The following is a 20,705-nucleotide window of genomic DNA, read 5'->3' as shown; positions in this document are numbered from 1 at the left end:
GTGACCAAGTTCAAAAAAACGCCGTACACGGTAGATGTGCGAGACCTCATTAACCGCCCGGGCACCATGCACGAGCGTCATCTCGACATTGTCGTGCCCGAAGAACTCGGTGCCGGCCTCGTTTCGGTGAAAGCCGGCTCTGCTCTCGGCGCCGATCTTCGCCTCGAAGCCATGCACGAGGGCATTCTGGCGACGACCACCGTTGTCGTACCAGCCTCCGGCGAATGCGGACGATGCCTCACTGACATCGAATTCCGCGTCCGAGTCGAGTTTACGGAGCTTTTCGGTTATCCTCAGGAAGAAGCTTTTGAGTTTGAGGTTGTCGACGACCATATCGACATTGAATCTCTCGTCAGGGACGCAGTGGTTATGTCACTGCCGTTCCAGCCATTATGTCGGCGTGACTGCGCGGGTCTTGATAGTGAGACCGGCCAGCGCCTGACTGAACCACCGGAACTCGAACCGATAGAGGCGCCTGATCCCCGGTGGTCTGCGCTTGCGGGATTCCAGGCTTCCACAGACATCAGCACGGATGACGACATCCAGGCTGAAACGCATAGAGAAGAGAAGTAGTCATGGCAGTTCCGAAGCGCAAGATGTCGCGATCCAACACCCACTCCCGTCGTGCACAGTGGAAGGCCACCGCGCCGACCCTGGTGAAGACCATGGAAAACGGCAAGGTCACCTACAGCCTTCCCCACCGCGCAAAGGTCGTCACCGACTCCGCCGGAACCGCGCTGTTCATGGAGTACAAGGGCCGCAAGGTCGCCGACGTTTAAGTCGTTCCACCCGGACAGAGTCGAACAATGACGAATCCAGGAGCCGAGCGGTCGTCACTCGTGGCGACCCTCGGCGTAGAACTGCGTGCGGACCTGCTTGAGCTGGCGCTGACGCACCGCTCATTCGCGTACGAAAACGGTGCCATCCCCACCAATGAACGCCTGGAATTCCTGGGCGATTCCATTCTGGGGCAGGCGGTGACCGTGATGCTGTACCGAACCTACCCGCACCTCGACGAGGGAAACCTGGCCAAGCGCCGGGCCAGCCTCGTCTCGACGGTCGCCCTCGCAGAAATTGCCAGGGGTCTCGGGCTGGGCGAGTACGTGCGGCTCGGCAAGGGAGAAATCCTCACCGGCGGGCACGACAAGTCGTCGATTCTGGCCGACACGGTCGAGGCGCTCATCGGTGCCGTGTATCTCGATCGCGGCGGCGACGTGGCGACGGCTTTCGTGCTGCGTCTCATCGAACCGCTGCTGGCGAACCCCGACCACTTCGGTGCCTTGATGGACCCCAAGACGAGCCTGCAGGAACTTGCCGCGGCTCGTGGCGTCGGCGCGCCGTCGTACACGGTGACCGAAAGCGGTCCCGATCACGCGAAGGAATTCATCGCTCGCGTCGACCTGGGTGATGCTTTGTCCGCCCGGGGCACCGGTACGAGCAAGAAGTACGCCGAGATGGCCGCCGCGCGCGAGGCCGTCACCCTGCTCACCGCGCGCTGACGTCGTGCCGGAACTTCCCGAAGTCGAGGTGGTTCGGGCCGGTGTCGAACCGGCCGTGACCGGTGCCGTCGTCGCCGGAGTCGAGGTCTTTGACGCACGGTCCCTGCGCCGGCACGATCCGCGCCCCGGCTCGTTCACGGAGCAGCTCGTCGGCCGGCGTATCCTCGGCGCCGTGCGCCGAGGCAAATTCCTGTGGCTGCCGCTCGACAGCGGGCGCGCGCTCGTCGTGCATCTGGGAATGAGCGGGCAGGTGCTGCTGCGCACACCGGGCTCCATGGTCGACCGTCACCTGCGCATCCGTCTGTTCCTGGAATCGGTACCACCGCGGGTCGTGCCGCCCACAGCGGTTTCCGAGGGCGCGGCCGGTGAATTATGGTTCGACTTCGTCGACCAACGCATATTCGGCAGCCTCGTCGTCGACGCCATGGTTCCCACCGCGGACGGCGCCGCCGGGGGCTTCGCCGGCGCGGGGACCGGGCCGTGGACCGATCTGGTTCCCACTCAGGTGGCCCACATCGGCCGGGATCCGATCGATCCGGCCTTCTCCGACCAGGCCTTCATCGCCGGCCTCGCACGGAGGAAGACCGGGCTCAAGCGGGCGCTGCTGGACCAGACTCTCATCAGCGGAATCGGCAACATCTACGCCGACGAGGCCCTCTTCGCCGCTCGGCTGCACTACGACAGCCCGACCGCCTCGTTGTCTATCGTGCAGGCGACCGAGCTGCTGGCCGCACTACGCGCGATCCTGCACCGCGCCCTCGGTGAAGGCGGAACGAGTTTCGACGCGCAGTACGTGAACGTGAACGGGCAGTCCGGGTATTTTGCGCACAGCCTCGAGGTCTACGGTCGGCAGGGAACGCCGTGCTCCCGCTGCGGAACCACGCTGGTGCGGGAGTCGTTCATGAACCGCGGGTCGCACCTGTGCCCGAACTGCCAGGTGGTCGCGTCATAGTGTGACGCGCTTCCACGCGCCCTCGTAACCCAAGGGCGTGAAGCCGAGGGTCTCATTCACCGCCAGCATGTGTCGGTTCTCCTCGGCGTTGAACGTGATGACCGACGGATGCCCGGGGTACAGGCGGGCAAGATTCTGCAGGTTCGCGACCTTCAGCAGCATGCCCAGCCGATGCCCGCGATGTTCCCGCAGCACCAGAGTGTCTTCCTGGCCCACCGCGCGGTCGGGTTCGACCGGAACCGAGAGCTGGCTGAAACCGGCGAGTCGACCGGTGGGTTCATGCAGCGCGGCGGCGGTGAGCATGGTGCGCGGCCCGGCGGCCGACAGGTTCTCCAACGCGACCAGTCGCTCCTCGGACCAGATATCTTCGGGTTCCTCCAGCCCGGCGGTCGGGGCATCCGTGCTCATGCGCGTGTGCAGCAGCGCCATGTCGTGCTGCCAGGCCGTGGGGGTCTGCTCGGTCCACAGCTGCACCGTGTAATCGGGGCCGGCGTGCGCGGCCGCGTCCTCGGCGAGGTCGGTGAGCGCGCGGGCACTCACCGGCAGCGTGAGCCGGCTGGCGCGTTCGACCTGTTCGAGGGCGAAACCACGGCGCAACAGAAACTGCACCTCCGGGTTGTGCAGCGGAACCGACCCCAGGCGCGTCGGCGCGGTCAGCTTTTCGCCCGGCGCGTTTCGAGACACCGCATAGGTGACCTGCACGGAACGATGTTCGCCGCGGGCCATCGCGTCGAGGTGATTCACGAGTGCGGTGCCGATGCCGCGGCGCCGAAACGGCGGCAAGACCTGCACGGTGAACCACGAGAAGCGTTCCGCCGGGTCCGAGAGTGTCTCGTAGACGCCCCGCCCCACGACCCGCCCCTCAACCCGCACCACGAACAAGCGCATGGGATCGTGCGCCTGGTTGAGCCAGGCCGGCAGGTCTTCCTCGGCCGACGTTTTCAGGTCTGTTGTGCCGTACCCCTCCGCCTCGCTCACATTGCGCACCTCGGCGGCCGCCGCGAAATCGTCCCACCCCGCGTCCCCGGGGAACTTCGGAACGGGCACCTCGTCAATGGTCGGTCGAACGTCGCTCATGCCGCACAGAATAACCGGGCTCGACCCCGCCGTCGAGCCTCACGGCTTGTGTCGGTGGCGTCGAGTACCGTTTATACGGGACGCCCTGCTCACAGGCAGGGGCGGTACCGACAGCGTCAAGACACGACAAATCGCGGGAGGTGGAACGGTGTATCTGAAGAGTCTCACCCTCAAGGGCTTCAAGTCCTTCGCCCAGTCCACCACGTTCGCGTTTGAACCCGGCGTCACCTGTGTGGTCGGGCCCAACGGTTCGGGCAAGTCGAACGTCGTCGACGCCCTCGCCTGGGTCATGGGGGAGCAGGGCGTCAAAACGCTCCGCGGCGGCAAGATGGAAGACGTGATCTTCGCCGGCACGTCGACGCGCGGACCGCTCGGCCGCGCGGCCGTGATCCTCACGATCGACAACTCCGACGGCGCTCTGCCGATCGACTACTCCGAAGTGACCATTTCGCGCACCCTGTTTCGCAACGGCGCGAGCGAGTACGCGATCAACGGCCGCAACTGCCGCCTGCTCGACGTGCAGGAGCTGCTCAGCGACTCCGGGCTCGGCCGGGAGATGCACGTCATTGTGGGACAGGGGCAACTTGATGCCGTGCTGCGGGCGACCCCCGAGGAACGGCGCGGGTTCATCGAGGAGGCTGCGGGGATTCTGAAACACCGCCGCCGCAAAGAGAAGACCCTGCGCAAGCTTGACGCCATGCAGACCAACCTCACCCGGTTGAGCGACCTGGCCGGGGAAATTCGACGCCAGCTCAAACCACTCGGACGCCAGGCCGAAATCGCCCGCCAGGCACAATCCATTGCCGCGATCGTGCGCGACGCCCGGGCTCGCCTGCTCGCGGACGAGGTCGTCACGCTGCGCACCGCCCTCGACCAGCATGGGCGCACCGAAAAGGAACGCCACTCGGAACGCCTCGTTCTGCAGGAACAGCTCTCGCAGACCGGGAACCGGGTGCAACGACTCGAAGCCGCTCAGATCGGCGATGCCGTCGACCGGGCTCGCAGCACGAGTTTCGCACTTGAATCGGCGCAGGAACGCCTGCGCGGACTGTTCACCCTCGCCAACCAGCGGCTGGCCCTGCTCGGTTCACAGGGCGAAGTCGGCAGCACCACTCCCAGCGTCACTCCGCGTGACCTCGAGGCTGCGGCCGCCGACACCGTGCGCCTGCGCGGGAGGATCGAGACCGCGGATGCGGCATGGCTCGCGGCGAAGGCCGCCAGCGCACACGCTCGCGCCCGACTCGATGCCCTCGACGAGCACATCGCCGCCCAGGCTCTGCTCGTGTCGAGCCATGACCTTGAGGTGTCCCGGCGAGCCGGCAACACGGAGACCGCCGCCTCCCGGCTCACGGCGGTGCGCGGTGAGGTTCTGCGGCAAAACAACGCACTCGACGCCGCACGGGAACGCCGCGTGCAGGCCGAGGCGCAGCTGGCCGAACTCGGTGCCGCCGACGACGACGGTGCCTCGGACGACGCCGCCGCGGAGGGGAGCGCCGAGGCACTCGAACTCGCGCAGGGCGCGGTACAGGTCACCCAGGCGGAGGTGGAGCGGCTGCGCGCCGACCTGCACGGACACGAGCGGGAGCGCGACGCGCAGGAGGCTCGCCGGGACGCATTCACCCTGGCCCTCGACCAGACGGACGGGTCGTCGGCGCTTCTCGAGGCCGGCCTCCCGGGCATCCGCGGCCTGGTCGCCGAGCACGTTCGCGTGCAGCCGGGCTACGAGGCAGCCATTGCGGCCGCGCTCGGTTCGCTCACCGAGGCGGTGCTCGCGGACACGTGGGAAGCAGCCGTTGACGCCATCGCACTCGCGTCTACCCGGGAGCTCGGGCGGGTGGAGCTCATCGTGGCCGGTGCCCCCGGTGCCCCCGGTGCCCCCGGTGCCGATGGTGACCCCGGTGCCGACGGTGACGCCGAGCACCCGACCGCGCCGCCCGCCGACCACCCCGGGCTGGTCGCGGCCGCGGCTGTCGTCGACGCGCCGGCCGGCGTGCGGCGCCTGCTCGCCACCACCGTCATCGCCGACGACCTCGGCACGGCCCGAGGGGCCCGCGCGGCCCGGACAGAACCGGGTGCCCCCGAAATCACCGTGATCACGCGAGCGGGCGAGGTGCTGTCCGCCTGGGTTCTCCGCGGCGGAAGCGGCGCGGCGCGCAGCCGGATTGAACTGGTCGCCGATCGCGACACCGCCGCGGACAAACTCGACGCGGTGACGGCACACATTCCTCGGGTGACATTCGAACTCGCCGAGCAACGTACGCTCCTCAAGACCCGGCAAGACCAGGTGGCGGCCGCACGCGCCGCCCTGCGCACCCGCGAAACCGCCCAGGCCAAACACGCGGAACGAGTGAACCGGGCGACCGTGCAGGTTGAGGCGTCCCGGGCCGACTTCGATCGCTTGCATTCCGCCCGCGACGTCGCGTCCCGTTCCGTCGCCGCCGCCGAATCCGCCGCCGAGCATGCGGCGGCCGAACTCGCGACGGCGCAGGCCCGGCCCCGACCGGTGCTGGACGCATCGGCGCGGGATGCGCTCTATCGCGAACTCGAGGCCGCGCGTGAAACCGAGGTGGAGGCGCGCCTCACCGTGGACACGGCCCGGGAACGGGTGCGGTCGAGCGAGGCGCGGGCCGCTTCGCTCGCGCGCCAGTTCGACGCAGACCAGATCGCGGCCGAGGCCGCCGCGCGGCGCGCGGTGATCCGTCGACGCCAGCTGGATGCCGCGTCGGCCGTCGCCGCCGAACTGCCCGCCGTTCTCAGCGCCGTCGACCGCTCGGTCGACGAGTCCCGGCAACGACTCACCGCCGCGGAGGCCGAGCGCACCAGCCAGAGCACGGAGCTGTCTGCCCTGCGCCAGAGCGAGAACGCTCTGCGTGAGCGCCTTCAGTCCGTCACCGAGAACGTGCACGGCCTCGAACTGCAGATCTATGAGAAGAAGCTCCAACTCACCGGACTTCTGCAGCGGGCGGGAAGCGAGCTGGGTCTCGTCGAGTCGGTGCTGGTGGGCGAATACGGGCCGGCCGAGCTCATTCCGGCCGATGACGGCGAGGGCGACCCCGCGCCCTTCGACCGCGGCGAGCAGCAGACCCGGTTCGCGGCCGCCGAGCGCCGGCTCGGACAGCTGGGGCGCGTGAACCCCCTCGCCCTTGAGGAATTCGCCGCCCTCGAGCAACGGCATCGTTTTCTCACCGAGCAACTCACCGACCTCACCAACACGCGCACCGACCTGCTCACGATCATCGCGGAGATCGACGGAAAAATGGAGACCATCTTCGCCGATGCCTTCGAGGACACCAGGGCGGCCTTCGCAGAGGTGTTCCCGGTGCTCTTCCCCGGCGGCAGCGGCAGCATCTGGCTGACCGACCCGGACGCGCTGCTCACGACCGGAATCGAGGTGTCGGTGAAGCCCGCCGGCAAGAAGATCGAGCGGTTGTCGCTGCTCTCCGGCGGCGAGCGGTCGCTCGCCGCTGTCGCGCTGCTCATCGCGATCTTCAAGGCCAGGCCGAGCCCGTTCTACATCATGGACGAGGTGGAGGCGGCCCTCGACGACGCGAACCTGGGCCGCCTGCTCACCATCTTCGAAGACCTGCGTGAGAGCAGCCAGCTCATCGTCATCACGCATCAGAAACGCACGATGGAAATAGCGGATGCCCTCTACGGCGTCTCCATGCGCCAGGACGGCGTCTCGGCGGTCGTCGGCCAGCGCGTCGGGCGCGAAGCGGTCCCCGTCGCCTGATCTCGGCCGCCGCCAAGGCGCACGAAGTAGCGTGGCACCATGGACATCATTCGGTATCGCGACCTCTCATCCACGCCCTGGCGCAACGGGGGCGGCTCCACGCGTGAGGTCGCGTCGTTCCCGATCGGGGCGGACGACTTCGACTGGAGAGTCAGCATTGCCGAGGTGCGCGCGGCGGGTGACTTCTCGGTGTTCCCCGGCGCCGATCGAATCCTGACCCTCATCGAGGGAGAGCTTCTCGTTCTGACCGTCGACGGTGTCGAGCATGCCATGGAGAAGAACCGTCCGTTCCGGTTTTCCGGCGACAGCGCCACCAGCTGCGTGCTTCCCGTCGGGTCGGCAACGGCCCTGAACGTGATGGCGCGGCGAGGCACGGTCAAGGCGTACCTGTCAATCGTGGAACTGTCCAAGACACGCGCCCACCCCGTCTTCGACGACCAGTTCGGACTGCTGCTGCAGGGAAACGCGGTGGCGACGGCGGATGCGGCCGACGGCGTCGTGAGCGAGAAACTGGGAACGCTCGACACCGTGCGCGGAGGCGACCCCGCCCCCGAGGTGCTCGGCCGGGGATTCCTCGCCGTTGTCACCCTGGAATCCGAACCCGCCTGACCAGCCACACCCGCGCGCGGAATCGACCCGGTCAGCGCGAGGCGACGCCGAGCAGGTCGTGCGTGATGCTGGCCGCCGAGCGAGCGCCCGCTCCGGCCGCGATGATGAGCTGTTGCGGGCCGGGAGCCGTCACGTCCCCGGCCGCGTAAATGCCCGGCAGGCTCGTGCGGCCGTCTCGATCCGTGACGAGGTGGCCGGAGGCATCCATATCGGGATTCAGGTTCGCCAGAAAATCCACTATCGGGTGCCACACGGGACGCACGAAGCCTCCCGTCACGAGAACGCGGTCTCCGCCCTCGAGCCGCACCGCGGTGAGGCTTCCGCGATCACCCTCGAGTTCGTCGATCGCGCGTCGCTCCACCCGGATGCCGCGACGGCCGAGGTCAGTCTCCTCTGACGAAGTCAGGCGGGCGACGGCGTTCGTGAACACGGTCACCGCGGGACTCCACTGCGCCACGAGCAGCGCGCGCCGATACAGGTCATCGGTTTCGCCGATGAGCGCGAGCGGCCGGCTGCCCATTTCATACCCGTCGCAGGCGACGCAGCTGAACAGACTCATGCCGTAGAAACCGCGGATCCCGGGGACTCCCGGCAGGGTCTCCCGCAGCCCCGTTGCCACGAGAACCGAGCGGCTGTGCACGGTGCGTGACAGTGCGGGCGTACGGCCCGCGACTCGGGTGAGAAAACGTACAGCGGAGTGATCGACATCCGTTTCGGTCTCGACGGACGCAACGGAGGAGCGCCGCAGCACCTCGGCCTCCGGGTAGCGTTCCACCTCCTCGCGGGCGAGGCGACGCAGTTCGTGCGGGGGCACGCCGTCGCGGGTGAGAAAACCGTGCGACACCATCGTGGCAGCGTGCCGCGGGCGGTCACTGTCCACAACGAGAACCCGCATGCGAGCCCGGGTGAGGTTGAGGGCGGCCGACAACCCGGCCGGGCCGGCACCGATGACGACAACGTCGTACGGCTCGTCGGAGGCGCCGGCGTCGGCGCGCGCCTCACTCACCGGTTGCACCCTGGGGCGGGAGTGCGGAGATGACCGGGTGGTCCTTGGCGATTACGCCGACCTTGGCCGCGCCGCCGGGCGATCCCACGTCGTCGAAGAATTCGACGTTGGCCTTGTAGTAGCCGGCCCACTGCTCGGGGAGGTCGTCTTCGTAGTAGATGGCCTCGACCGGGCACACCGGTTCGCAGGCACCGCAATCGACGCATTCGTCGGGGTGGATGTAGAGCGAGCGTTCGCCCTCATAGATGCAGTCCACCGGGCATTCGTCGATGCAGGCACGGTCTTTCACATCGACGCACGGCAGCGCAATCACATACGTCACGAGAAGACCGCGGCATCGGCGCGGGCAATGTGCACCTGCTCCTCGCGTTCGACGACCTTCACACGGTCGCGCGCGGCCGCGTGATTGTCGCCGAGGGCCTTCTCGTGCGCGTCGAGGATGAGCCACCCCGGCCACGTTGTGACGGGCACGCCGCGCTCGGCGAGCAGGCGCAGGATCCCGTCGCCGTCCGTCTGGCCGGCCGGTTCCGCCAGAGCGGGGGCGTCCTCCATGAGCCGGGTGATGGTTTCCAGCGCATCGCCCTTGGTGTGGCCGATGAGACCGACCGGGCCGCGCTTGATCCATCCGGTGGCATAGAGGCCGGCCATCGGGGTGCCGTCCGCGTCCAGCACGCGCCCGCCGTCGTTCGGGATCACACCCCTGGCCTCGTCGAAGGGAAGCTCGGGCAGCGCGCTGCCCCGGTAGCCGACCGCGCGATACACCGCCTGCACCGGGTAATCCACGACAACGCCGGTGCCGCGCACGCCACCGTCGCCGGTGGGTTCCGTGCGTTCGAAGCGGATGCCCTCAACCCGACCGTCGCCGTACACCGCGAGCGGAGCCTGCAGGAAGTGCAGGTGCAGTCGACGCGAGGCGCCGGTCGGCTGCCGGGTGAGCCAGCTCTCGAGCGTGCGCGTCATCACCTTCACCTGGTTGTTCGTGGTGGCGAGCGCCCGGGTGTGCTCATCGAAGACGAAGTCCTCCTCGTAGACGATCACGTCGACGTCGGGTACCTGCGCGAGTTCGCGCAGTTCGATGGGGGTGAATTTCACCTGGGACGGTCCGCGACGCCCGAAGATGTGCACATCCGTCACCGGCGAACCGGCGAGACCGGCGTACACGTTGTCGGGAATGTCCGTGCTGAGCAGATCCTTCGGGTGCTTGGCGAGCACCCGGGCCACGTCGAGGGCCACATTGCCGTTGCCGATCACGGCCACGTCGGTGGCGTCGAGCGGCCAGCTGCGGGCCACGTCGGGGTGTCCGTCGTACCAGGACACGAAGTCGGCGGCACCGTAGGAGCCGGGCAGGTCGATGCCCGGCACGGTCAACGGGGCATCACGAATGGCGCCGGTGGCGAAGATCACGGCGTGGTACTGCTTGCGCAGGTCGTGGAGGGACACGTCGACGCCGTAGGTGACGTTGCCGATGAAGCGGATGCTGCCCGAGTCGAGCATTTCATGCAGGGACGTGACGATGCCCTTGATGCGTGGGTGGTCGGGCGCGACACCGTAGCGGATCAGGCCGTATGGGGCGGGAAGCGCGTCGAAGAGGTCGATGGCGACGGACCCGCCGGCATCGTGCACGGCCTTGTTGAGGATGTTGCCGGCGTAGATGCCGGCCGGGCCGGCGCCGATGATGGCGACGCGGAAACGGAGCGGGGAGGTTATGGGGGCGCTTTGCATGATGGCCTTTCAGGTGACGGCAGGAGGAGCGTGGGGGTGGGGCGCCCGGGGCGTCAGCGCTTCCCTGCGGGGGCGAGGCCGCGCCGGCGCAGCAGGTGACGCTCCAGCGGGGCGAAGAGCACGAGCTCTACGAGGATGCCGACGAACAGGATCACCACGATGGTCGCGAGTACGCCGGGCAGGTTGGCCAGTTCGCGGCTCTGGTCGAGCATCGAGCCGAGCCCGAACCCGAGCGTGCCGCCCGTGGCGATGATTTCGGCGGCCATGAGCGAGCGCCAGGCGAAGGCCCAGCCCTGTTTGAGGCCGGAGAAATACCCGGGCAGGGCCGCGGGAAGAATCACGAGCGTGGCCAGTTGCACGCGGTTCGCGCCGAGCACGGTGCCCACGCGGCGCAGCTGCGGCGGAACGTGATCGATCCCGGCGACCAGGCCGTTGGCGATCGACGGGACGGCGCCCATCAGCACCACGAAGTACACGGTGGCGTCGGTGAGACCGAACCAGATGATCGCTGCGGGAACCCAGGCGACGGAGGGCAACACCTGCAGTCCCGAGAGCAGCGGGCCCAGGGCGCGGCGCACCGGGCGGCATTCGGCCAGAAGCAGCCCGATGGGGGTGCCGATCGCGACCGCGATCAGGAACCCTATGCCGCCGCGTTCGAGGCTCGTCAGCACGGCGAGCTGCAGCCGCCCGTCCGCCCAAAAATCGCCGACCGATCCGAGCACGTCGAGGGGACCGGGAATGAGATCGGGTCGTGGCCGGGCGATGAGGATGTAGGCCTGCCAGGCCACGATGAGTCCGAGGATCAGCAGAACGGGGGGAAGCACACCGTCGACGGCCTGCCTGATGCGGCCGCGGGGCACGACGGGCACGGCCTGTAACGCGTCCAGCCCGGAGGTGAGACGGCGCTCGTCGGCGTCGGCGCGCTGCGCTCCCCCCGCAGAACTGCCGGCACCCTGCGTCGGCAGGGAGGGCGGGGCCTCTGTCTTAAGCGACATTGCGTCGAATCTCCTGTCGCAATTGGGTGGTGATCTCTTCCCCGAGGCGGGCGACGTCGGGGGATTCGATGCGGCGGTCGGCGCGGTCATCGATGTGCCATTCGTTCACGATGCGTCCGGGCCGGCTCGACATGAGCAGCACCCGCTGTCCGAGTCGGGCCGCCTCGCGCACGTTGTGCGTGACGAACACGATGGTGCGGCCGGTTTCGCGCCACACGCGTTCGAGTTCGTCGTGCAGCAGGTCGCGGGTGATGGCGTCGAGGGCGGCGAAGGGCTCGTCCATGAGCAGCACCTTGCGGTCCTGCGCGAGGGAGCGGGCGAGGGCCACCCGCTGGCGCATGCCGCCGGACAGCTCGTGCGGACGTTTGTGGCCGGCATCCGCGAGATTCACCAGGTCGAGCAGCTCGAGCGCGTCGCCCCTCCGGCGCTGTCGGGGCACGCCGCGCAGCTTGAGCGCGAGCTCCACATTGCGAGAGGCGGTGAGCCACGGGAACAGGGCGGACTCCTGGAACATCACGGCCGCGTTCCCGCTGTCGACCGTCACGGAGCCGGAGGTGGGACGTTCGAGCCCCGCGATGATGTCGAGCAGTGTGGATTTGCCGCACCCGGATGCCCCGAGCAGGCACACGAATTCGCCCGCCTCGATCGTGAGGTTGATGTCGTCCAGCACGAGCGGTGCGGTCGGGCCGAACCGTTTGCCGAGCGAGTCGATCCGGATGGCGGGGGGCGCGTTCATCAGGCCGCCGTCACAATTCCGGCGGCGAGGGTCGCGCCGTCCTGCGGGTGGATTACGAGGAACGCGCCGGAGCGACGGTTGACGGCGTAGTCCTCAATGGGAAGCTCGCTCGCCAGCCGCAGCACGGCGCGGCCGATGTCGTTGATCTCCAGGCCGTGATCCGCGTCTCCGGCCGATTCGAGGGCGAGCGTGTCCAGGTTCAGGCGCCCGGTGATCTCGGGAATCATCGCCTGCACGAGCGCCGTTCCGAATTTCACCAAGACGCGGGCTCCGGGGCGCAATGCTCTCGGGTCGAGCCAGAACAGGTCCGCGGTGATGTTGCGGCCGAGCGCGGGGAGCGTGTCGACCGCGGCGATGACGGCTCCGCGGGCCACATCGAGATCATCGTGCAGTCGCAGGGCCACCGATTGCGGGGCGAAGGCGACGTCGAGCTCGGTGCCGGCGAAATCGATGCCGGTCACGACGCTCGTGCCGCCGCCGGGAACCACGGTGACGGACTCGCCCACGCGAATCGTGCCGGAGGCGATCTGGCCGGCGTAGGCACGGTAGTCGCGGAACGAGTCGTCGACCCCGGGGGCGACGGCGCCCTGGGGACGCAACACGAGCTGCACCGGAAGGCGGAAGTCTTCCACCTCGCTCTCCACCTCGTCGGCGGCCGGCAGGGTTTCCAGCAGTTCGAGCAGGCTCGGCCCGGCGTACCAGGGCGTGCGCGCCGAACGATCCACGACGTTGTCGCCCTCGAGTGCGGACACCGGGATGACGTGCACGGCGGCGACGCCGAGTTCGCTCGTCACGGCGAGCACGGAGCGTTCCACCTCGCGGTATGCGGCCTCGTCATAGCCCAGCAGGTCGATCTTGTTCACGGCCACGATCACATGCGGTACTCGCAGCAGCGCCACCACGGAGAGGTGTCGGCGGGTCTGCTCGAGCACTCCCTTGCGGGCGTCGATGAGCATGATCACGGCATCCGCCGTGGTGGCGCCGGTCACCATGTTGCGCGTGTACTGCACGTGCCCGGGGCAGTCGGCCAGGATGAACGAACGGTCGGCGGTGGCGAAGTAGCGGTAGGCCACGTCGATGGTGATGCCCTGCTCGCGTTCGGCGCGCAGGCCGTCGGTGAGCAGCGCGAAGTCGATTCCGCCGGCGGTCCCGCCGAAGCCGCGCTCCGTGGAGGTGCGGGTGACGGCGTCGAGCTGATCGGCGAGGATCGCCTTCGAGTCGTGCAGCAACCGGCCGACGAGAGTGGATTTGCCGTCGTCCACGGAGCCGGCGGTGGCGAAGCGGAACAGCGTCGCGTCGGGAGTCTGGGTGGTCATGCGAAACCTCAAGCCTGTCGTGGAGGGGCGAGCCGTGGAGGGCGCCGCCGGGATTGTGGAGCTGTCGTGGGTGGGAGCCTGCGGCCCGGGCGACTGTGTCATCGTCATTGTTTGCCGAGCCCGCCGGCAGAGACGGGGGCGCCGCCGGCTTCGGCGATCACGGCGTTGAGCAGGCTCAGGTCGAAGAGTCCGTCGAGATCGCCGTCTTTTCCGATTCCGGCGGCCAGAGCGGCCCGGAGCGACATCGGGAATGTGGCGGCCAGCGGGTCGATGCTGAAGCGCACATGCTCGAGAGCCCGGTCGATCACCGGGTCGGGCAAGGCCTTACCGGTATCGGCGAGCAACTCCGCGTTGATCGCCGCGGCCGCCTCGGCGGGGTTGGCGTTCAACCAGGCCACGGATGCCGTGTGGCCGGCGAGCAGCGCGCTGACGGTCTCGGGGTGGTCGCGCAGAAAATCCTTGCGCACGAGCAGCACGGTGGTGGGGAAGTCCCCGTCGTCCCAGAGGCTCGCCTCGTCGACGAGAACGTGGGCTCCCGCTTCCAGCACGAGGCGGGACACCCACGGTTCGGGCAGCCAGGCTCCGTCGATTTTGCCGGCCTGGAACAGGGACAGCGTGACGGAACTGTCGGTGGGGGACACGTTCACGTCGCCCCCGCCGGTCGTGCTGGTCGTGTACCCCTCGTCTGCCAGCCAGGAACGCAGCGCCACGTCCTGCGTGTTGCCGAGCTGCGGGCTGGCGAGCGTGGCGCCGGAAAGGTCGTCCGCATTCGTGATGCCCTCCCGCACGACGAGGGCGGCGCCGCCGGTCGTGGCGCCGGCCACGATCGTCGCCGAGGCGCCCCGGCTCTGAATGAACGTGTTCACGGCGGGGCTCGGGCCGATGTAGGCGGCATCGATCGCGCCGGCGCTCAAAGCCTCCACCGCCGCGGGTCCGGCGCCGAAGATCTGGGTGGAGAGCGTCGTGTCCCCGAGGGCCTCGGTGAAGAAGTGCTTCTGCATTCCCACGAGGGCCGGCGCGTGGGTGACGTTGTCGAAGTAGCCCAGGCGCAGGTCCGCGGCCGGACCCGGCGCGGGGACCGGGGTCGCGGCGCATCCGCTGAGCAGCAGGGCGCTCGCGGCCAGCAGCCCGGCGGCGCGGCGGGTGATCGTCGGCGTCACTAGAAGTACCCTTCCTTTTTTCGGTCCTCCATGGCTGCCTCGGAGATGCGGTCGTCGGCGCGGGTGGCGCCGCGTTCCGTGATGGTGCTCACGGCGACCTCGCGCACCACGTCTCCCACGTGGGCGGCGTCGGAGTCGACGGCGCCGGTGCAGCTCATGTCGCCGACCGTGCGGTAGCGCACCGTGCGCCGCTCCACCGTTTCGGTGGGGCGGGGTTCGCTGACGGGACCGACCGCGCGCCACATGCCGTCGCGACGGTACACCTCACGTTCGTGGGCGTAGTACAGCGGCGGCAGGGCGATGTTCTCCCGCTCGATGTAGCGCCAGACGTTGAGCTCGGTCCAGTTGCTGATCGGGAACGCGCGCACGTGCTGGCCGACGGTGTGACGGCCGTTGTAGAGGTTCCACAGTTCGGGGCGCTGGTTGCGCGGGTCCCACTGGCCGAACTCGTCGCGCAGCGAGAGGATGCGTTCCTTCGCCCTGGCCTTGTCTTCGTCCCGGCGGGCACCGCCGAAGACGGCGTCGTGGCGACCGGCGGCGATGGCGTCGAGCAGCGGCAGCGTCTGCAGCGGGTTGCGGGTGCCGTCGGCGCGCTCGGCCAGCCGGCCGTCCGCAATGTAGGCCTCGACCCGGGCGACCTCGAGGCGTACGCCGAGACGTTCCACGGTGGCGTCGCGGAAGGCGAGCACCTCCGGAAAGTTGTGCCCGGTATCGACGTGCAGCAGCGAGAACGGCACCTTGCCGGGCCAGAACGCCTTCGCGGCGAGGTGCAGCACGACGACGGAGTCCTTGCCGCCCGAGAACAGCAGCACGGGGCGTTCGAACTCGGCGACGACCTCCCGGATGATGTGGATCGCCTCGCTCTCGAGCACGTCGAGTTCGGAGAGTCGGTGGGCGGATGCCGGCGGGGTCGCGTCGGGAGTCGGCGTGCCTGGCGTCTGAATGACGGTGGCTGAGGTGCTCATAGGTGGAGTCCGCATTCTGTCTTCTCGAGGGTGGCCCAGCGCCCGGAGCGCGGGTCGGCGCCAGCAGCGACGGGTTGGGTGCAGGGTGCGCAGCCGATGGACGGGTATCCCTGGGACAGGAGCACGTTCACCGGGACGCGGTGTTCGGCGGCGTAACCGAGAAGTTCGTCATAGGTCCACGCGGCGACGGGGTTCACCTTCACGAGGCCGTTGCGTTCGTCCCACGTGATCAGGGGCGTGCCGGCGCGGGTGGGCGCCTCGTCGCGGCGGACACCGGTGAACCAGAGTTCGTACCCGGCGAGCGTGCGCTGCAGCGGCTCGACCTTGCGCATGGCGCAGCAGAGGTTCGGGTCGCGGGCGAAGAGTTCCGCGCCGTGTTCGGCGTTCTGCTCGGGGACGGTGCTGAGCGGCAGCACATCCACGATCGTCACGTCGAGGGCCGCGTCGACCGCGTCGCGGGTGGCGTAGGTCTCACCGAAGTGGTACCCGGTGTCAAGGAACAGCACGTCGACGCCGGGGACCTGCACAGACACGAGCTGGGGGAGAACGGCGTCGGCCATGGAGCAGGCGACGGCGACGGAGTCGGCGCCGAAGTTGCGGGCGACCCAGGCGATGACCTCGGTGGCGCTCGCCTCGGTGCCGTCGGTGCGCGCCAGGTCAGCGGAACCCTGCTCGGCGAGGGCCTTCAGGAGCTCGGTCGATCGACGTTGCGGCAGCACGCGCGCGGGGGCGGGCGGCGGAGTGGATGCGGGGGTGTTGAGGTTCACGGCAGGGCTCATTTCAGGGCCTCCTCGTCGGCGCGGTGTGACCATTCGGCGAAGGTTTCGTCGGTGTCGCGGTCGGCGAGGAAGCGCAGCACGATGCGTTCGACGTAGTCGGCGAGATCGTCGGCCGTCACCTTGAGTCCGCGCACGGTGCGGCCGAGGCCCGCCTCTTCGCGCTCGGGGGAGGAGAGGCCGCCGCCGAGGTGCACCTGGAAGCCGGGGGTCTGGCCGCCGTTGCCGTCGGGGAGCAGCTGCCCCTTGAGGCCGATGTCCGCGGTCTGGATACGGGCGCAGGAGTTCGGGCATCCGTTCACGTGCAGGCTGATCGGCTGCGGCACGTCGATTCCGGCGAGCCGTGTCTCGAGCGAGGCGATGGCGTCCGTTGCGGTCTGCTTCGTCTCCACGATCGCGAGCTTGCAGAACTCGATGCCGGTGCAGGCGATCGTGGACCGGCGGAACAGGCTGGGCCGGGCGGCGAGGCCGAACTCGTCGAGGGCCGTGATGAGCGGCTCCACGTGCTCTTCGGCAACGTCGAGCAGCACGAGCTTCTGGTGCGGTGTCGTGCGCAGCCGGAAGGATCCGTGCTCTTCGAGCAGGTCGGCGAGGCCGGTGAGGAGTGGGCCGGCGACCCGGCCGACGAAGGGGGCGACACCGATGTAGAAGCGGCCGTCCTTCTGCTTGTGCACGCCGATGTGGTCGCCCTGGGCCGTGGGGCGCGGGGCGGCGGGACCGTCGGGCAGGGCGTACCCGAGGTATTCGTCTTCGAGCACGCGACGAAACTTCTCGGTTCCCCACTCGTTCAGCAGGAATTTGAGGCGGGCCTTGCCGCGCAGGCGGCGGTAGCCGTAGTCGCGGAAGATGGATACGACGCCGCGCCACACCTCCGTGACCTGCTCGGGTGCGACGAAGGTGCCCAGGCGTTCGGCGAGGCGGGGTGTGGTGGACAGGGCGCCGCCGACCCAGAGGTCGTAGCCCACGCCGAGCTCGGGGTGCTCGAGCGCGATGAGGCCGATGTCGTTGATTTCGTGCACGACGTCCTGGCTGGGGTGGCCGGTGATGGCGGTCTTGAACTTGCGCGGCAGGTTCGCGAACTCGTCGGTGCCGAGGAACTTGTGAGCCAGTTCGGCGATGGCGTCGGTCGGGTCGATGAGTTCGTCGGCGGCGATGCCGGCGACGGGGGAGCCGAGGAAGACGCGCGGCACATCGCCGCAGGCCTGGGTGGTCTCCAGTCCCACGGCTTCGAGGCGGCGCCAGATTTCGGGCATGTTTTCGACCTGGATCCAGTGGAACTGCACGTTCTGGCGGTCGGTGAGGTCGGCGGTGTCCCGGGCGAAGTCGCGGGAGATGTTGCCGATCACGCGCAGCTGGGCGGTGGTGAGCTGGCCGCCGTCGATGCGCACCCGCAGCATGAAGTATCGGTCTTCGAGTTCGTGCGGCTCGAGCGTCGCCGTCTTGCCGCCGTCGATGCCCGGTTTGCGCTGCGTGTACAGGCCCCACCAGCGGAACCGGCCGTGCAGGTCGGTGGGGTCGATGGAATCGAAGCCCTCTTTCGAGTAGATCCGTTCGATGCGTTCCCGCACGGCGATGCCGTTGTCGATCTGCTTCCACTCTTCGTTGCCGTTGAGCGGTGCGGTGCCGTCGATCTTCCACTGGCCGTTCGGGCGTGACGCCGGACGTGGTGCTCGTACCTTTTCGGTCTCGGTCACGTTCTGCGACACGGTGGCTCCTTTCGATGGGTGCCCCGACGTGCAGAATCTGTGCACAGAGCGCCCGGGTTGCGATAGATGAAAGCTACCGAGGCCGCCGCGCTCGCGCCACGCGTCCGGTCACGCCCGGTCACGCAAGGTAGTGCGGCGTCACACTCGGGCGTCGCGCGCCGGCCCGGCGTACGCTGGCGTCACGATCTCTGCGCGAAAAAGGTCTCTACAGCGCGGTTACCGCGTCCGTGTACCGGCTCGCGACCACGTCGACGAGCTGCACCGGCGCCGGACCGAGGGCCGACAACAGGGGCTGCGTCACGGCATCCGCCCCCGCCGCCTCGGCCAGCGACTGAAAGTAGCCGGGCGCGAGCAGGTAGCTGCTCACGACAATGCGCCGACCCGGATGTGCGGCGCGTGCCTCGGCGACGGCGTCGGGCAGCCGAGGACTCGCCGCCGAGAGAAAACCCACCGCCACGTCGCGGGCGAGCAGCGCCGCCAACTGCGCGCGCACGTCATGGCAGTCGGCCACGGCGCGAGCGTCACTGGAACCGGCCACGGCGAGAACGATCACGTCGTCGTCGGTGATGCCGGCCTCGCCGAGGCGCAGCCGCAGCAGGTCGATGAGGCGGGCATCCGGGCCGAGGGCAACGGTGAGCGTGACAGGCCGGTCGGTCTCCGCCTGCACGGCCTCGGTGAGGTCGACATGCACGTGGTAGCCGGCGGACAGGAGCAACGGTACGACGACGACCGCGCGGCCGGGTTCGATCGCGCCGAGGGTCGCGGCCGGGTCGGGCTGCTGCACGTCGACGTACCCGAGCCGCACGTCGAAGGCCGGGTGCGCGTCGGCGACGGCGCGCATGAGCAGGGCGGTGGCGGCCTGCCCCTCAGTCGACGAGGTGCCGTGGGCGAAACCGGCCAGCACGGGCGAATTCGAAATGGTCACGCCTCCATTGTGCCGGGTGACCGCCCCGTTTCGGGTGTCCTCGGTAACGCGAGGCCGTGCGCGCCGTAGGCTAGAGGCATGGCAGAACGCACCCCTTGGTCACTTTCCGGCGCTCTGCGCGGCATGTTCGCGAAGAAGACGATCGATGCCGAGACCTGGGATGACCTTGAAGACGCGCTGATCCAGGCCGATTTCGGCCCGGACGTCACCGAGGTGGTCGTCGCCGATCTGCGCGCCAAGGTCGCCAAGTACAACACGACCGACCCGAAAGACCTGCAGCGGATGCTCCGGGAAGGCATCGAGGAACGGCTCTCCCGTCTCGACTCCACCCTCACCCTCAGCGAACGCCCCGCGGTTGTTCTCGTCGTGGGCGTCAACGGCGTCGGCAAAACCACGACCATCGGCAAGTTCGCCAAATTTCTGAACACCTACGGGCGCAGCGTCGTCGTCGGCGCAGCGGACACGTTCCGCGCGGGTGCCGTCGATCAGCTGGCGACGTGGGCGGACCGTGCGGGGGCGCAGATCGTGCGGCCGCAAGCGGTGGGCCAGGACCCGGCATCCGTTGCCTTTCAAACGGTCGAGAAGGCCAAGAACGAAGGCATCGAGATCGTCATCATCGATACCGCCGGACGGTTGCACACCAAGGGCGGCCTCATGGATGAGCTCACCAAGATTCGCCGCGTCGTGGAGAAGCAGGCGCCGATCGCCGAGGTTCTGCTGGTTCTCGACGCGACGACGGGCCAGAACGGGCTCGCCCAGGCCGAGGCGTTCATCCAGCACGCCGGCGTGACCGGGCTCGTGCTCACCAAACTTGACGGTTCCGCTCGCGGCGGCTTCGTGCTTGCCGTGCAGGAGCGCACCGGGATCCCCATCAAACTCGTGGGGCAGGGTGAGGGCATCAACGACCTCACCGGATTCACTCCGCACGTTTTCGCCCAGAAACTCATCGGCTAGCGTGATGGCCCGGCCCCTGACCTTGCAGACAATCTAGAAAGCGGACGACATGACTATTGAGCACGATTTCTTCGGAATTCTCGGCAGCGACGATGCGGGCGAGGTGTACTGGTCGGAGACGGCCGAACTCGGCGACCAGGACATTGAGGTCGACCTCAGCTCGCCGACCGAGGACGACGTGGCGGCCGAGGCGCTCGACATCGCCGCCGCGATGATCAACAACATCGAGGACCTCGACTCCGCCGCGCGAGAGTCGCTCGTGGCGGAGCTCACCACGAAGGCCACGCCCACCTCCACCTACATCGACCAGCACGTCGACGAGATGGACCCGGAGGCGCTCGCCGACGCGATCATCTGGGACTCCGGTGACCAGCAGATCGACTTCCTGCGTTCGCTCCGCCTGCAGCGGGTGGGATTCCACCCGCACCACACCGGCACCGACGAGCACTTCGCGCTGCTGGAGTACTCGATCAGCCCCGATGACACCGACTCGCTGCTCATCGTGGCGATCGATGTCAACGGAGACACGGTGCAGATCGCGATCGAAAACTAGCCGGCACACCGCCGCTCACGA

20 protein-coding genes are annotated in these 20,705 nt (G+C 68.6%); 8 read left to right on the top strand and 12 right to left on the bottom strand.

Going from position 1 to position 20,705, the window contains the following annotated elements:
* From AC1MB9_RS09735 to mutM, 4 genes are read left to right on the top strand one after another with little or no spacing between them, the layout of a single operon-like run.
* Positions 1-573 (top strand): YceD family protein, encoded by a 573-nt coding sequence (locus tag AC1MB9_RS09735; RefSeq protein ID WP_479961761.1) that lies wholly within the window; start codon positions 1-3, stop codon positions 571-573.
* Between the two features lie 2 nt (positions 574-575).
* On the top strand, positions 576-779 hold the full coding sequence (rpmF, locus tag AC1MB9_RS09730) for a 50S ribosomal protein L32 (protein ID WP_479961760.1): 204 nt from the start codon (positions 576-578) through the stop codon (positions 777-779).
* A 27-nt stretch (positions 780-806) separates the two neighbouring features.
* The gene (rnc, locus tag AC1MB9_RS09725; RefSeq protein WP_479961759.1) at positions 807-1,499 is read left to right on the top strand and encodes a ribonuclease III; all 693 of its coding nucleotides are present in this window, start codon (positions 807-809) and stop codon (positions 1,497-1,499) included.
* A 4-nt stretch (positions 1,500-1,503) separates the two neighbouring features.
* On the top strand, positions 1,504-2,451 hold the full coding sequence (gene mutM / locus AC1MB9_RS09720; RefSeq protein ID WP_479961758.1) for a bifunctional DNA-formamidopyrimidine glycosylase/DNA-(apurinic or apyrimidinic site) lyase: 948 nt from the start codon (positions 1,504-1,506) through the stop codon (positions 2,449-2,451).
* Here the strand turns inward: mutM and AC1MB9_RS09715 are convergent.
* A complete protein-coding gene (locus AC1MB9_RS09715) occupies positions 2,446-3,528 on the bottom strand; it encodes a GNAT family N-acetyltransferase (RefSeq protein ID WP_479961757.1) in 1,083 nt (360 codons plus the stop codon). The two genes, mutM and AC1MB9_RS09715, sit on opposite strands and share 6 nt — an antisense overlap.
* A gap of 148 nt (positions 3,529-3,676) precedes the next feature.
* Here AC1MB9_RS09715 and smc point away from each other — a divergent pair, with 148 nt between their 5' ends.
* Both smc and AC1MB9_RS09705 read left to right on the top strand, forming a co-directional pair.
* Positions 3,677-7,261, top strand: coding sequence for a chromosome segregation protein SMC (gene smc / locus AC1MB9_RS09710; protein ID WP_479961756.1), 3,585 nt, complete (start codon positions 3,677-3,679; stop codon positions 7,259-7,261).
* Positions 7,262-7,300: 39 nt separating this feature from the next.
* Positions 7,301-7,870 carry a HutD/Ves family protein gene (locus AC1MB9_RS09705; RefSeq protein WP_479961755.1) on the top strand — a complete coding sequence of 190 codons (570 nt, stop codon included), beginning with the start codon at positions 7,301-7,303 and terminating at the stop codon, positions 7,868-7,870.
* A gap of 31 nt (positions 7,871-7,901) precedes the next feature.
* Here the strand turns inward: AC1MB9_RS09705 and AC1MB9_RS09700 are convergent, their stop codons facing one another.
* From AC1MB9_RS09700 to AC1MB9_RS09650, 11 genes are all read right to left on the bottom strand, one after another.
* A complete protein-coding gene (locus tag AC1MB9_RS09700; RefSeq protein WP_479961754.1) occupies positions 7,902-8,876 on the bottom strand; it encodes an NAD(P)/FAD-dependent oxidoreductase in 975 nt (324 codons plus the stop codon).
* Complete coding sequence (fdxA, locus tag AC1MB9_RS09695; protein WP_479961753.1) at positions 8,869-9,198, bottom strand: ferredoxin; 330 nt, start codon at positions 9,196-9,198, stop codon at positions 8,869-8,871. Before fdxA ends, AC1MB9_RS09700 begins: the two co-directional genes overlap by 8 nt.
* Positions 9,195-10,601, bottom strand: a complete 1,407-nt coding sequence (locus AC1MB9_RS09690) for an FAD-dependent oxidoreductase (protein WP_479964617.1) — start codon at positions 10,599-10,601, stop codon at positions 9,195-9,197. Before AC1MB9_RS09690 ends, fdxA begins: the two co-directional genes overlap by 4 nt.
* 50 nt (positions 10,602-10,651) lie before the next feature.
* The gene (locus AC1MB9_RS09685) at positions 10,652-11,593 is read right to left on the bottom strand and encodes an ABC transporter permease (RefSeq protein WP_479961752.1); all 942 of its coding nucleotides are present in this window, start codon (positions 11,591-11,593) and stop codon (positions 10,652-10,654) included.
* Positions 11,583-12,329, bottom strand: coding sequence for an ABC transporter ATP-binding protein (locus AC1MB9_RS09680; protein WP_479961751.1), 747 nt, complete (start codon positions 12,327-12,329; stop codon positions 11,583-11,585). The genes AC1MB9_RS09685 and AC1MB9_RS09680 overlap by 11 nt, the downstream gene beginning before the upstream one ends.
* On the bottom strand, positions 12,329-13,645 hold the full coding sequence (locus tag AC1MB9_RS09675; RefSeq protein ID WP_479961750.1) for a sulfate adenylyltransferase subunit 1: 1,317 nt from the start codon (positions 13,643-13,645) through the stop codon (positions 12,329-12,331). Before AC1MB9_RS09675 ends, AC1MB9_RS09680 begins: the two co-directional genes overlap by 1 nt.
* A gap of 104 nt (positions 13,646-13,749) precedes the next feature.
* Positions 13,750-14,805, bottom strand: coding sequence for an ABC transporter substrate-binding protein (locus AC1MB9_RS09670; RefSeq protein WP_479961749.1), 1,056 nt, complete (start codon positions 14,803-14,805; stop codon positions 13,750-13,752).
* A complete protein-coding gene (cysD, locus tag AC1MB9_RS09665) occupies positions 14,805-15,770 on the bottom strand; it encodes a sulfate adenylyltransferase subunit CysD (protein WP_479961748.1) in 966 nt (321 codons plus the stop codon). Before cysD ends, AC1MB9_RS09670 begins: the two co-directional genes overlap by 1 nt.
* On the bottom strand, positions 15,767-16,549 hold the full coding sequence (locus tag AC1MB9_RS09660) for a phosphoadenylyl-sulfate reductase (RefSeq protein WP_479961747.1): 783 nt from the start codon (positions 16,547-16,549) through the stop codon (positions 15,767-15,769). Before AC1MB9_RS09660 ends, cysD begins: the two co-directional genes overlap by 4 nt.
* Positions 16,546-18,252, bottom strand: a complete 1,707-nt coding sequence (locus AC1MB9_RS09655) for a nitrite/sulfite reductase (RefSeq protein WP_479961746.1) — start codon at positions 18,250-18,252, stop codon at positions 16,546-16,548. Before AC1MB9_RS09655 ends, AC1MB9_RS09660 begins: the two co-directional genes overlap by 4 nt.
* Positions 18,253-18,457: 205 nt before the next feature.
* Positions 18,458-19,177 carry a sirohydrochlorin chelatase gene (locus AC1MB9_RS09650; RefSeq protein WP_479961745.1) on the bottom strand — a complete coding sequence of 240 codons (720 nt, stop codon included), beginning with the start codon at positions 19,175-19,177 and terminating at the stop codon, positions 18,458-18,460.
* A 78-nt stretch (positions 19,178-19,255) separates the two neighbouring features.
* Between AC1MB9_RS09650 and ftsY the strand changes: the two genes are divergently transcribed.
* Complete coding sequence (gene ftsY / locus AC1MB9_RS09645; protein WP_479961744.1) at positions 19,256-20,131, top strand: signal recognition particle-docking protein FtsY; 876 nt, start codon at positions 19,256-19,258, stop codon at positions 20,129-20,131.
* A gap of 49 nt (positions 20,132-20,180) precedes the next feature.
* Positions 20,181-20,684, top strand: a complete 504-nt coding sequence (locus AC1MB9_RS09640) for a DUF2004 domain-containing protein (RefSeq protein ID WP_479961743.1) — start codon at positions 20,181-20,183, stop codon at positions 20,682-20,684.
* Positions 20,685-20,705: the final 21 nt, after the last annotated feature.

The sequence above is a fragment of the Cryobacterium sp. AP27 genome, assembly GCF_056680495.1.
The sequence above is the reverse complement of the archived record's forward strand: the minus strand, read 5'-3'. Positions and strand labels throughout refer to the sequence as shown.

Excerpts from the sequence above, each read along its gene's own strand:
- AC1MB9_RS09685 (WP_479961752.1), bottom strand. The coding sequence starts at position 11,593 with ATGTCGCTTAAGACAGAGGCCCCGCCCTCCCTGCCGACGCAGGGTGCC.
- cysD (WP_479961748.1), bottom strand. The coding sequence starts at position 15,770 with ATGAGCACCTCAGCCACCGTCATTCAGACGCCAGGCACGCCGACTCCC.
- AC1MB9_RS09675 (WP_479961750.1), bottom strand. The coding sequence starts at position 13,645 with ATGACCACCCAGACTCCCGACGCGACGCTGTTCCGCTTCGCCACCGCC.
- AC1MB9_RS09640 (WP_479961743.1), top strand. The coding sequence starts at position 20,181 with ATGACTATTGAGCACGATTTCTTCGGAATTCTCGGCAGCGACGATGCG.
- AC1MB9_RS09680 (WP_479961751.1), bottom strand. The coding sequence starts at position 12,329 with ATGAACGCGCCCCCCGCCATCCGGATCGACTCGCTCGGCAAACGGTTC.
- rnc (WP_479961759.1), top strand. The coding sequence starts at position 807 with ATGACGAATCCAGGAGCCGAGCGGTCGTCACTCGTGGCGACCCTCGGC.
- AC1MB9_RS09705 (WP_479961755.1), top strand. The coding sequence starts at position 7,301 with ATGGACATCATTCGGTATCGCGACCTCTCATCCACGCCCTGGCGCAAC.
- rpmF (WP_479961760.1), top strand. The coding sequence starts at position 576 with ATGGCAGTTCCGAAGCGCAAGATGTCGCGATCCAACACCCACTCCCGT.
- ftsY (WP_479961744.1), top strand. The coding sequence starts at position 19,256 with ATGGCAGAACGCACCCCTTGGTCACTTTCCGGCGCTCTGCGCGGCATG.
- AC1MB9_RS09715 (WP_479961757.1), bottom strand. The coding sequence starts at position 3,528 with ATGAGCGACGTTCGACCGACCATTGACGAGGTGCCCGTTCCGAAGTTC.
- AC1MB9_RS09660 (WP_479961747.1), bottom strand. The coding sequence starts at position 16,549 with ATGAGCCCTGCCGTGAACCTCAACACCCCCGCATCCACTCCGCCGCCC.